Source organism: Micromonospora sp. NPDC047753 (assembly GCF_040642735.1).
Classification (GTDB): domain Bacteria; phylum Actinomycetota; class Actinomycetes; order Mycobacteriales; family Micromonosporaceae; genus Micromonospora.
In genome coordinates, this window is the sequence record NZ_JBEYSL010000196.1 from 1 (window position 1) to 11,367 (window position 11,367).

Sequence of the window (11,367 nt, forward strand, 5' to 3'; positions counted from 1 at the left end):
GTGCCGACGCCACACCATCGGTGGTGACGGGGCGGTGGCAGCCGTCCGTCGCGGACAGCGGCAGGGCGAGCCGGGAATGCTCAGCCGCGAACAGGGCGAACTCCCGCGTCTCGCGGCGGTGACCCGGCCGCACCGGGGGGCCGGCTCGGCCGGTTCCCCAGTTGTGCCGTACCCGCACGGTGGTCTGGCGCGGCACGCCAACCTGCCGCCGGGTGAGCGGCTGCGCGTGCTGCTGGTGGAGGACGACGAGGGCGACGCCTTCCTGGTCGGTGAGCTGCTCGCCGAGACGAACTCGATGATCGACCTGCTGGTCGCCACCAGCCTGCGCGAGGCGCGGCAGCGAATCACCAACGTCGACTGCGTCCTGCTCGACCTGGGTCTGCCCGACGCGCAGGGGCTGGACGGGCTGCGCCAGGTGTTGGAGATGTCCAGCGGCGCCGCGGTCTGCGTGCTGACCGGCCGCACCGACGAGCACCTGGGCGTCGTGGCGGTCGCCGAGGGCGCCCAGGACTACCTGGTCAAGGGCCAGGTCGACGGGGTGCTGCTGACCCGGGCGCTGCGCTACGCCGTGGAGCGTAAGCGCGCCGACGAGAACGCCCGACGGTTGCGCGAGGTCGAGCTGCGCCAGGCCGAGTCGGCCCGACTCGAACGCGGTCTGCTGCCCCAACCGCTGATGACGACCGACCAGGTCGCGGTGCACACCTTCTACCGGCCGGGCCGGCACGCCGCCCTGATCGGCGGGGACTTCTTCGACGTGGTGCAGACCCACCCGGACCGCCTCGACCTGATCGTCGGCGACGTCTGTGGGCACGGGGTGGACGAGGCCGCGCTCGGGGTCGAGTTGCGGGTGGCCTGGCGCGCCCTGGTGCTCGCCCGGGTGCCGGACGACGAGGTGCTGCCCGCCCTGGAGCAGGTGCTGATGAGTGAGCGCCGCCTCCAGGAGATCTTCGCGACGGTGGCCACCATCAGACTGGACCTGGACGCCAACCGGGCCACCGTCCGACTGGCCGGGCACCCGCCACCGCTGCTGCTCTCCGGCGGCCGGGTCACCCCGGTGCCCGCGCCCGGCGGCCTGCTGCTGGGCGTACGACCTCGCCGGCCGATCGCCTACGACCTGGAGTTCGACACCGATGACTGGTCCCTGTTGATGTACACCGACGGCCTGATCGAGGGGCGGGTGGGAGCCGGCAACGAACGGCTCGACGTGCCGGGCCTCAGTGGCTTGCTGGACGAGCCGGCCAACCGTACGGTGTCGCTGCCCGAGCTGCCGGCGTGGCTGGTCGGGCGGGCCGAGCGGCTCAACGGTGGCCCGCTCGCCGACGACGTGGCCATGCTGCTGGTCAGCCGGGGCGGTGGACGGTGAGGCCGGTCATCGGCGGCTGGAGTCTCCGCCGCCGGGTGATCACCCTGCTCACCGTCGTGGGCTTCCTGCTGATCGGGCTGGCCGGCGCGGAAGCGGCGATGGCCGCCCGCAACCGCACCCAGATCGACGCGGTGCTGAACGAGACCGGCCCGTTGCGGGTGCAGTCCCAGGAACTGCTCAACGCGCTGCTCGACCAGGAGACGGCGATCCGCGGGTACGCGGTCAGCGGCGACCAGGACGACCTGAGCCCCTACCGGGAAGGGCTCGCCCAGGAGCAGAGCGTCATCGCCTCGATGCGGAAGCTGCTCGACGACTATCCGGGGATCAGCCAGGAGCTGCGGACCGTCGAGGAGCGTGTCACGCAGTGGCGGCGGTCGGTCGCGGAGCCGGTGATCGTCACCACCGAGCAGAGCGGCACCAGCGCCGGGCAGGCGTTGGTCACCGAATCGGCCCGGCAACAGTTCGACGAGGTGCGCTCGGCGGTGAACGACCTCCAGGAGGAGGTCCTGACCGCCCGGGAGCAGACCGCCGCCAACGTGCGTACCAGCAGCAACGTGCTGGTCGTCCTGCTGATCGTGGCCGCCCTGGTGGTGGTCATCGCCGGTACGGTGCTGCTGCTCTCGCTGGACCGGATGGTGGTCCGGCCGCTGACCGGCCTCGCCAACCAGGTCCGCGAGGTCGCCGAAGGCGACTACCAGCACCGCATCGCCACCGTCGGCCCGCCGGAGTTCATTCAACTCGGCGAGGACGTGGACGCGATGCGGCAGAAGATCGCCGCCGACCTGGCCGAGGTCCGGGCCGCCCGCGAGCGCATCGAGTGGGTGAACAGTCAGCTCCAGAAGCAGGCCGAGGAGTTGACCCGTTCCAACCGGGACCTGGAGCAGTTCGCGTACGTGGCCTCGCACGACCTGCAGGAGCCGCTGCGTAAGGTCGCCAGCTTCTGCCAGCTGCTTCAGCGCCGTTACGCCGGGCAGCTCGACGAGCGGGCCGACCAGTACATCGCCTTCGCCGTGGACGGCGCGCAACGGATGCAGCGCCTGATCAACGACCTGCTCGCGTTCTCCCGGATCGGGCGGCTCACCACCGGCTTCGTCGAGGTCGACCTGAACAAGGTGATGGGCGACGTGGCCGGCCAGACCGAGGCCGCCCGGCAGTACGCGGACGCCGAGTTGACCTGGGCCGAGCTGCCGACGATCTCGGGTGAGGAACCGCTGCTCACCAATTTGCTGGCCAACCTGGTGAGCAACTCGATCAAGTTCCGCCGCCCGGACGTGCCGTCGAAGGTGCACGTCTCGGCCCGCCTGGTGGGTGCCGAGTGGGAGATCACCTGCCAGGACAACGGCATCGGGATCGAGCCGGAGTTCGCCGACAAGATCTTCGTGATCTTCCAGCGGCTGCACTCGAAGGACGCGTACCCGGGCACCGGCATCGGGTTGGCGATCGTCAAGAAGATCGTCGAGTACCACGGCGGCCGCGTCTGGGTGGACACCGACGTGCCCGAGGGCACCGCGATCCGGTTCACCCTGCCGGCACTTCCCGAGGACGTCGCGGCGGCTGCCGCCGCCGATCCCGCGGTGGAGCCGACCGATGGTGACGCGACGCCCTCGACCGAGGCTCCGGCAGAGCTGATCGAGCAGGCCGACGGGCCGGACCAGCCGGACCGGGCCGACCGGACGCTGGAAAGCGGTAGAACGGGTGACATGAAGGAGACGGTGGGATGACCGCGCCGGCGGACGGCAAGAGCCCGATCGAGGTCCTGCTCGTCGAGGACGACCCGGGTGACGTGCTGATGACCCAGGAGGCGTTCGAGGAACACAAGCTGCGTAACCGGCTGACCGTCGTCTCCGACGGGGCCGAGGCGCTCGCCTACCTGCGCCGGGAAGGTCAGTACGCCGACGTGACGGCGCCCGACCTGATCCTGCTCGACCTCAACCTGCCCCGGCGCGACGGCCGGGAGGTGCTGGAAGAGATCAAGAAAGACCCGGACCTGCGCCGGATCCCGGTGGTGGTGCTCACCACCTCGCAGGCCGACGAGGACATCCTGCGCAGCTACCAGCTGCACGCCAACGCCTACGTGACCAAGCCGGTGGACTTCGAGCGCTTCATCTCGGTGGTCCGTCAGATCGACGAGTTCTTCGTCAGCGTGGTCAAGTTGCCGCCGCGTGGCTGACACCCTGCTGGACGACGTCGGCGGCCTGCTCTGGGAGGCCGCCGACCAGGTCGTGCTGCCACTGTTCCGCAAGCTCGACGACGATGACGTGTCGGAGAAGGCGCCCGGTGAGGTGGTCACCGTCGCGGACCGCCGGGCCGAGGAACTGCTCTCGGCGGGGCTGCGCCGGCTGCGGCCGGGCTCGAAGGTCGTCGGCGAGGAGGGTGTCGCCGACGATCCGGGGCTGCTGCGGCACCTCCGCGACGGCGGGGACGTCTGGCTGGTCGACCCGGTCGACGGGACCGCCAACTTCGCCGCCGGTCGCCGGCCGTTCGCCCTGATGGTGTCGCTGCTGACCGACGGGCGACCGGCCGCCGGCTGGATCCTCGACCCGCTGGCCGGCACTCTCGCCGCCGGCTCGGCGGACGAGGGCACCCTGCTCAACGGTCGACCGGTGGACGGCACCGGCTCGGTGCCGCCGCTCGGCGAGCTGCGCGGCGCGGCGATGACCCGGTTCCTGCCGCCGGAGACCCGCGACCGGGTCCGCGCCGGCGGGCGGCGGCTCGGTGAGCTGCTGCCCGGCCAGCACTGCGCCGGTCGGGAGTACCTGGACATCCTCACCGGCGAGCAGCAGTTCGTCCTCTTCTGGCGCACCCTGCCCTGGGACCACGGCCCGGGCACCGTGCTGGTCCGTGCCGCCGGAGGCGTCGCCCGCCGATTCGACGGCGTCGACTACCACCCCGCCGACGACGGCCGCGGTCTGCTCGTCGCCGCCAACGAGCAGGTCTGGGCAGACGTGCGCGAGGCGCTCCTCAGCCCCTGATCCACGCGCTGCGCGACCGCCCTGGAACGCTGCGTCGACATCGAGGCAGCCTGAGGTTCAGCAGGCTGGTCACCGGCCCACGATCCGGTATCGTGACCGGCGGTCTCCGCCAGCGGGCCGCCGACCGGCGTCGCCATGCAGCGTTCAATCGGGGGCCGGCGGTCGACGGAAGGACGCTTTCGTGCCCAGGAACAGGTTCAGCCCGCGGCTCGGTCGCCGCGCTCTGTTCGCCGTGCTCGCCGCCGTCGCGCTGGTGCTCGGCGGTGCCGCGGTGCCCGCGTACGCGGAGCCGGACGAGGGTGGCAGCAAGAAGCTGCGGGACGCGCTGGAGCTGACCGCCAGGGGCCACATCGAGGCCAAGGCCAAACTGGACAACTCCAAGCGTCGCCAGACCGCGCTGGCCGGCGAGCTGACGACGATCGAGGGCCGGCTGGTCGGGCTCACCAGCCAGGTGGGTGAGGTGGCCGCCCAGTCGTACCGGGTGGGTCGGCTGAGCGCTGTCTCGATGCTGCTCAACACGGCCACGCCGGAGGCGTTCCTGGAACGCGCGGGCGACCTCGACCTGATGGCTCAGCGGGACAGCAAGCGGCTGCGTGACCTCACCGAGGCCCGACTGCAGGCGCAGCAGGCCAAGGTGGCCATGGACGCCGAGGTTCGGGAGCAGCAGAAGCAACTCGCCGTGATGGCGAAGAAGAAGAAGGAAGCCGAGGAGGCGCTCGCCGAGGTCAGCTCCGGCGGCAGCAACGGTTTCAGTGGTGGCAGCTCCACCTCGGCGAAGCCGGCACCGCGTAACTCCGACGGGTCCTGGCCGTCGGAATCCTGCTCGGTGAAAGACCCGACGACCTCCGGGTGCATCACTCCGCGCACCCTCAACGCGCTCAAGCAGACCCAGGCGGCCGGCTACAAGCGGCACGTCTCCTGCAAGCGCAGTGGTGGCGGCGGCGAGCATCCGAAGGGCCGTGCCTGCGACTTCTCGGCCGCCACGAACGGCTTCGAGGACAAGAACGCGACGGGCGGCGACAAGGCGTACGGGGACAGCCTGGCCGCCTGGCACGTGCGCAACGCCGACCGGCTGGGCGTGCTCTACGTGATCTGGTATCGGCAGATCTGGCATCCCGGCACCGGTTGGCGCTCGTACAGTGGAAGCGGCTCTCCGGCGGCGAGCCACACGAACCATGTTCATCTCTCGATGTACTGACCCGAACCGCCAGCTTCGCTGCGTACCATCGCGACGATGAGCTCCCCACCGTCCGACGTAGCGGCCCTGCCGGCACCCCCGGCCCAGCCCGTGCCGATCACCGGCCGGGCGCTGCCCAACGGCCTGGCCGCGTTCCTGGTCTTCTTCTCCAGCGGTGCCGTGCTGGTGCTGGAGACCGTCGCGCTGCGCCTGGTCGGCCCGTACGTCGGGGTGACCCTCCAGGTGACCAGCTCCGTGATCGGCATCGCGTTGGCCGCGATCGCGTACGGCGCGTGGTCCGGTGGCTGGCTGGCCGACCGGCGCAACCCACGGGGCCTGCTCGCGCCGGCGTTGGTGCTGGCCGGCATCGCCACCGCTGTCACCCTGCCCGTCGTCCGGTACGCCGGCGAGGTGCTGCGCGGCGGTGCGGCCAGCGCGATCCTGCTGCTGGTCGCGTTGGCGGTGTTCGTGCCGGCCGCGCTGCTGGCCGCGGTCACCCCGTTGGTCGTGAAGCTCCAGTTGGCCGACCTGCGCCGCACCGGCCAGGTGGTCGGTCGACTCTCCGGGATCGGCACCCTGGGCGGCATCACCGCGACCCTGCTGACCGGGTTCGTGCTGGTCGCCGCGCTGCGCAGCACCGTCATCCTGCTGGCCCTGGCGCTCGCCCTCGGGCTGGTCGGCATCGGCCTCGCCTGGTACCTGCGCCGAGAGGAGCCCACCGAGCTGCCCGGTCCGGCCCGGGCCCGGGCCGCGCTGGCCGTGCTCGGCCTGGCCGGAGCGGGGCTGAGCACCGTGGCGCCCAACCCGTGCGACATCGAGACGGCGTACCACTGCGCCCGGGTCACCGCGGACCCCTCCCGGCCCAGCGGACGGACGCTGCTGCTCAACTCCGCCCAGCACTCGTACGTGGACCTCGCCGACCCGAAATACCTGGAGTACGCGTACACGAAGTGGATCGGCGCGGTCGGCGACGTCGCCGCGCCGGCCGGTCAGCGCCTGGACGCGCTGCACCTGGGCGGCGGTGGGTTCACGGTGCCGCGCTACCTGACCGCGACCCGACCGGGCACCGACAACCTGGTGTTCGAGATCGACGGCGGGCTGGTCGAGCTGGGTGAGCAGGAGCTGGGCGTACGGCCGGGGCCGGACCTGCGGGCGGTGGTGGGTGACGCCCGGATGCTGGTTGCCGCCGAGCCGACCGACAGCCGTGACCTGGTGGTCGGCGACGCGTTCGGGCACCTGGTGGTGCCCTGGCACCTGGCCACCCGGGAGATGGCCGCCGACGTGCGGCGGGTGACCCGCCCCGGCGGCGTGTACGTGCAGAACGTCATCGACTACCCGCCGCTGCGGTTCATCCGCGCCGAGTTGGCCACGGTGGCCGCCGAGTTCGGGCACGTCGCGTTGATCGCGCCACCGGAAGCGCTCGCTGAGGAGCGGGGCTCCAACTTCCTCATCGTCGGCTCCGACGCGCCGTTGCCGCTGGAAGCCGTCCGGGCCCGGCTGGCCGAGGTGGACCCGAAGGTCAGCCTGCTGTCCGGTGCGGCGCTGACGGACTTCGTCGGTCAGGCGATGGTGTTGACAGACGACTACGCCCCCGTTGACCAACTGCTGGCCACCGCCTGATCGGGTGACAATCCTGACCGATTCCGATACTCCAGGTGTAGGCGGGCCGTTACTGGGCAACATCGCTCACCATGGGCGGTGGGGACCGGAACGGCGCGCAGTTGCTCGATGAGCGGTACCGGCTGATCGAGCAGCTCGGCGCGGGTGGCATGTCGGTGGTCTGGCGTGGCTATGACGAGGTGCTGGGTCGCCAGGTCGCGGTGAAGGTGTTGGCCTCCCGGCTGGCCAGCGACCGGGCCTTCCGCCACCGCATCCGGATCGAGGCGCAGGCCGCCGCGCGGCTCTGCCACCCCAACATCACCAATGTGTACGACTACGGCGAGTCCGAGCAGGTCGGTCTCACCGTGCCGTACGTGGTGATGGAGCTGGTCGACGGCGCTTCGCTGGCCAGCCGGCTGGGTCGGGAGAGCCAACTGCCGTGGCGGGAGGCGGTGACCATCGGCGCCGAGGTCAGCTCCGCGCTGGCCACCGCGCACGCTCGCGGAGTGGTGCACCGCGACGTCACCCCGGGCAACGTCATGCTCACCTCGACCGGCGTCAAGGTGGTCGACTTCGGCATCTCCGCGCTCGTCGGGGAGAGCGAGAAGGGGCCGGACGGCGCGCTGTTGGGCACTCCCGCGTACCTCGCCCCGGAGCGGCTGGACAACGGCCAGGTCTCCCCAGCCACCGACGTGTATGCGGTTGGGCTGCTGCTCTACCGGATGCTCACCGGTCGACTGCCGTGGCTGGCCAGCACTACCACCCAGATGCTGCGCGCCCACATGTACAGCGACCCGGAGCCGATGCCCACCGTCCCGGGGCTGCCCGACGGGGTGGCCGACCTGGTCGGACGCTGCCTGGCCAAGCGACCCGCGGACCGGCCGGCCACCGCCGAGCTGACCCGGACGCTCGCCGAGGCGGCCGGCATGCTCGCGGCGGTGCCGGTCTCCCCGGCCGCCGGGCCGCTGGACGCGGCGATGCTCGGCAGTGCGCGTACCACCATCCTGCCCTGGTCGGCGGCGACCGACGCGTTGCCGCTGTCGCGGACCCGTAACCGTCGGACGCAGCAGCGGGTGACCCGGCGTCGGCGGGTGGAGGCCGGCGTGGCCGCCGTCGGGCTGATCGCTGTCACCGGGGCGATGTGGGGGTTCACCTCGCGCAGCCCGGCCAGCGGAGAGGACCGGCCGACGACCGAGGCTCGGATGGGGATGCCGACGGCGGCGCCCTGCGAGGTGGCGTACGCGCTGCGCACCGACTCCGGCACCGACTTCTCCGCCGAGCTGACCTTGACCAACACCGGTGGCCGTGAGCTGCGCGACTGGGCGATGAGCTTCACCTTCCCCGGGCAGCAGAAGGTGACGAAGGCGGAGCCCGCGCCGGTGCACCAGCAGGGGAGCACGGTGCTGATCCGACCGGCGGCCCAGCGCACCACGCTGGCCCCCGGTGCGGCCGAGAAGGTGACCCTCACCGGCAAGTACAGCGGGGCGAACCCGTTACCTGTCGAGTTCCGACTCGGCGAGGCGACCTGCGGGGTTCGGGTTTCCGGCGTCGCCGGCAGCGCGCCGTCCACGGCCCCGCCGCCCAAGGCCGCCACGGTGAAGGCCCCGCCGAAGAAGACGACGGCACGCGGCGGTTCCGGCGCGGGCGGCGGCGCGTCGAAGGCCAAGCCACCGAAGCCTGCGAAGGCCCCGGCGAAGCCCGCGAAGCCCGCGAAGGCCGCCGGTGGTGGCCCGGGAAAAGCGTGAAGGTGACCAAGGGGCCGGGTGGTCATCGGAAGTGAGCAGGCCACCGTGTCGCCATGCGCAGGTCAGCGCATCCCCGCGAATCGCTGCACCTGGTCGATCCCACCCTCGACGATGAGCACCCCGCCCTGGGGAAGCGTGGTGTCGTCGGAGGTGTACCGGAAGCGTTCGCCCGGCAGCTTGGCGCCGATCACGCGTACCCCGAAGCGCTCCTCCGGTCTCAGGTCGATCAGGGTGCGCCCGACCAGGGACTCCGGCACCCGGACGGTGGCGATGGCGAAGTCGTCGTCGAACTCGATGAAGTCGAGCAACCGGCTGACGATCAGGTGCGCGACCCGGTCCCCGGTCTCCGCCTCCGGAAAGATCACGTGGTGCGCGCCCACCGACGCCAGGATCTTGGCGTGCTTCTGCGAGGTGGCCCGTGCCCAGATCTCGGGTACGCCCAGCTCGACCAGCGCCAACACGGTGAGCACACTCGCCTCCACCGAAGCCCCGATGGCCACCACCGCCCGCCCGAAAGTGGTGATGCCCAGCTGCCGCAGCGCTGCCTCCTCGGTCGCGTCGGCCTGAACCACCCGGTCGAGCTGCGCCGACCAGCGCTGCACCTTCGCCGGGCTGTGGTCGATCGCCAGCACCTCGCGATTCATCCGGGTCAGCGACCCGGCCAGGTGGCAACCGAATCGACCCAGCCCGATCACCACTATGCCGCCGCTGTCCGCCCGTCTAGCCGACACCTCGACCCTCCCTGCTTCCACTGGCGTTTCGCCGGTGTGCGGGCCGGCCGACACCTCCGCGACACGCCCTAGCCGACAATGGGTTGCTCCTGGGGATAGCGGTAGAGCCGACGTCGGGTGTTCAGGGCGATCGCCGACCCCAGGGTGAGCGTCCCGACGCGGCCGATGAACATCAGCACGGTCAGCGCCAGTTGGCCGCCGGCCGGCAGTTCGGCGGCCAGACCGATGGTCAGACCGGTGGTGCTGAACGCCGAGGTGATCTCGAACAGGGCCGCGACGAAGCGGATGCCCTCGGTGATCAACAGCAACAGCATGGTTCCGGCTGCCACCAACGCGACACTGAGCAGCGCCACGGTGAGCGCCTGCCGCTGGCTCGCGGTGGCCACCCGCCGGTGCCCGATCGTCACGTCGGGCTCTCCCCGCAGCTCCGCCCAGATGGTGAACGCCAGCAGGAAGAACGTGGAGACCTTGATGCCCCCGGCCGTGCTGGCGCTGCCGCCACCGATGAACATCAGCACGATCAGCAGGGGATAGCTCTCCTCCTGGAGAGCGGTGATGTCCAGGACGCTGTAGCCGCCGGTGCGGCTCAGCGCGATCTGGGTGAACGACGCGAGGATCTTTCCCGGTACGTCGTACTGGCCGATCGTGCTCGCATTGGTCCACTCGGCGGCGAGCAGGCCAACGAAGCCGACAAGCAGCAGCACCGCGCTGCCCCAGATGGTCAACTTCGTCGCCACCGCCCAGCGGGTCGGCTGCCGCCATTCGCGGACCGCCTCGAAGAGCGCGGGAAACCCGAGACCACCGATGATCGCGCCGATCGCCAGGGGCAGCGACACCCACGGATCACGGCTGAAGGCCAGCAGGCCGTCGGTGTAGAGCGCGAAGCCACCGTTGTTGAACCCCTGCACGGCGTGGAAGACACCCGACCAGAGAGCCTCGGAGAACGGGTAGTCGTAGGTCAGCCAGAGTCGACCGGCGACCAGCACTGTCATCACCGCCTCGCAGGCGAAGACGGTCAGCGCGATCCGGCGGAGCAACCGACCCACGTCACCGAGGCCGAACTCCGCCGTCTCGGCCTGCACCAGCAACCGGTTGCGCAGTCCGAGCTGACTGGAGACCACCAGGATGACCAACGCGGCGACGGTGAGGATGCCGAGGCCGCCGAGCTGAGTGAGCAGGGTGATCACCAGCAGGCCCCAGCCGGACCAGTAGTTCGGCGTGTCGGTGATCGCCATGCCGGTGACCGACACGGCCGAGGTGGCGGTGAAGAGCGCCGTGACCACTGGTGGGCGTACGTGTTCGGCGGTCGCCCAGCGCGCCATGAGCAACCCGGTACCGAGCAGGATCGGCACCAGGAACGCGAACGGCACCAGCCGCACGGGATTGCGGAAGAACCGGTGCACCAGACAATCTTCCTGTCCGCCCGCGTCCCCGGAGTGGGAACGGGCATTCCGGAGATTCATCTGCCGGCCAGCCATCGACCAACTCCTGGCAAATCACGGGCGGTCTGCTTACCCGGACCATCGATGACAGGAGACGGCGTTGCGACGTACCCTCTCGACCCTCGGCGTGGCCAGCGCTCTGCTCGCCGCCGCCGTGGCACTGCCGACAATGGCCGCGGCCGAACCAACCGCCGACGCGAACCGCTCCCGGGCCAACGACCGACCAATAGTGATCGGTCACCTTCCGTGGCGTTGTCGCGGTGCGGGGAAACAGCGGAGGTACACGTGCTGCGGTTCGGCTTGTTCGGCACCGGTCACTGGGCGATCGAGACGCACGG

General features: G+C 71.0%; 9 protein-coding genes. 7 read left to right on the forward strand and 2 right to left on the reverse strand.

Annotation, left to right across the window (positions count from 1 at the left end; translation table 11 throughout):
- Positions 1-118: 118 nt before the first annotated feature.
- The 7 genes from ABZ749_RS17915 to ABZ749_RS17945 all read left to right on the forward strand — a co-directional run bounded on the left by ABZ749_RS17915 (position 119) and on the right by ABZ749_RS17945 (position 8,856).
- Positions 119-1,363, forward strand: coding sequence for a fused response regulator/phosphatase (locus tag ABZ749_RS17915; protein ID WP_357229044.1), 1,245 nt, complete (start codon positions 119-121; stop codon positions 1,361-1,363).
- Positions 1,360-3,084 (forward strand): ATP-binding protein, encoded by a 1,725-nt coding sequence (locus tag ABZ749_RS17920; RefSeq protein WP_357229024.1) that lies wholly within the window; start codon positions 1,360-1,362, stop codon positions 3,082-3,084. The genes ABZ749_RS17915 and ABZ749_RS17920 overlap by 4 nt, the downstream gene beginning before the upstream one ends.
- The gene (locus ABZ749_RS17925; protein ID WP_357196387.1) at positions 3,081-3,533 is read left to right on the forward strand and encodes a response regulator; all 453 of its coding nucleotides are present in this window, start codon (positions 3,081-3,083) and stop codon (positions 3,531-3,533) included. Before ABZ749_RS17920 ends, ABZ749_RS17925 begins: the two co-directional genes overlap by 4 nt.
- The gene (locus tag ABZ749_RS17930; protein ID WP_357229027.1) at positions 3,526-4,335 is read left to right on the forward strand and encodes an inositol monophosphatase; all 810 of its coding nucleotides are present in this window, start codon (positions 3,526-3,528) and stop codon (positions 4,333-4,335) included. The genes ABZ749_RS17925 and ABZ749_RS17930 overlap by 8 nt, the downstream gene beginning before the upstream one ends.
- A gap of 181 nt (positions 4,336-4,516) precedes the next feature.
- Entirely contained in the window at positions 4,517-5,533 is a 1,017-nt protein-coding gene (locus ABZ749_RS17935) for a hypothetical protein (RefSeq protein WP_357229030.1), read from the forward strand.
- A 36-nt stretch (positions 5,534-5,569) separates the two neighbouring features.
- Positions 5,570-7,132 carry a fused MFS/spermidine synthase gene (locus ABZ749_RS17940; RefSeq protein WP_357229032.1) on the forward strand — a complete coding sequence of 521 codons (1,563 nt, stop codon included), beginning with the start codon at positions 5,570-5,572 and terminating at the stop codon, positions 7,130-7,132.
- A gap of 71 nt (positions 7,133-7,203) precedes the next feature.
- On the forward strand, positions 7,204-8,856 hold the full coding sequence (locus ABZ749_RS17945) for a serine/threonine-protein kinase (RefSeq protein WP_357229036.1): 1,653 nt from the start codon (positions 7,204-7,206) through the stop codon (positions 8,854-8,856).
- Positions 8,857-8,918: 62 nt separating this feature from the next.
- Here the strand turns inward: ABZ749_RS17945 and ABZ749_RS17950 are convergent, their stop codons facing one another.
- Together ABZ749_RS17950 and ABZ749_RS17955 are read right to left on the reverse strand one after the other, a co-directional pair.
- On the reverse strand, positions 8,919-9,587 hold the full coding sequence (locus tag ABZ749_RS17950; RefSeq protein ID WP_357229039.1) for a TrkA family potassium uptake protein: 669 nt from the start codon (positions 9,585-9,587) through the stop codon (positions 8,919-8,921).
- 68 nt (positions 9,588-9,655) lie between these two features.
- Positions 9,656-10,990: a potassium transporter TrkG gene (locus tag ABZ749_RS17955; RefSeq protein WP_357229041.1), complete on the reverse strand. Its 1,335-nt coding sequence runs from the start codon at positions 10,988-10,990 to the stop codon at positions 9,656-9,658.
- Positions 10,991-11,367 lie beyond the last annotated feature (377 nt).

Excerpts from the sequence above, each read along its gene's own strand:
- ABZ749_RS17940 (WP_357229032.1), top strand. The coding sequence starts at position 5,570 with ATGAGCTCCCCACCGTCCGACGTAGCGGCCCTGCCGGCACCCCCGGCC.
- ABZ749_RS17925 (WP_357196387.1), top strand. The coding sequence starts at position 3,081 with ATGACCGCGCCGGCGGACGGCAAGAGCCCGATCGAGGTCCTGCTCGTC.
- ABZ749_RS17945 (WP_357229036.1), top strand. The coding sequence starts at position 7,204 with ATGGGCGGTGGGGACCGGAACGGCGCGCAGTTGCTCGATGAGCGGTAC.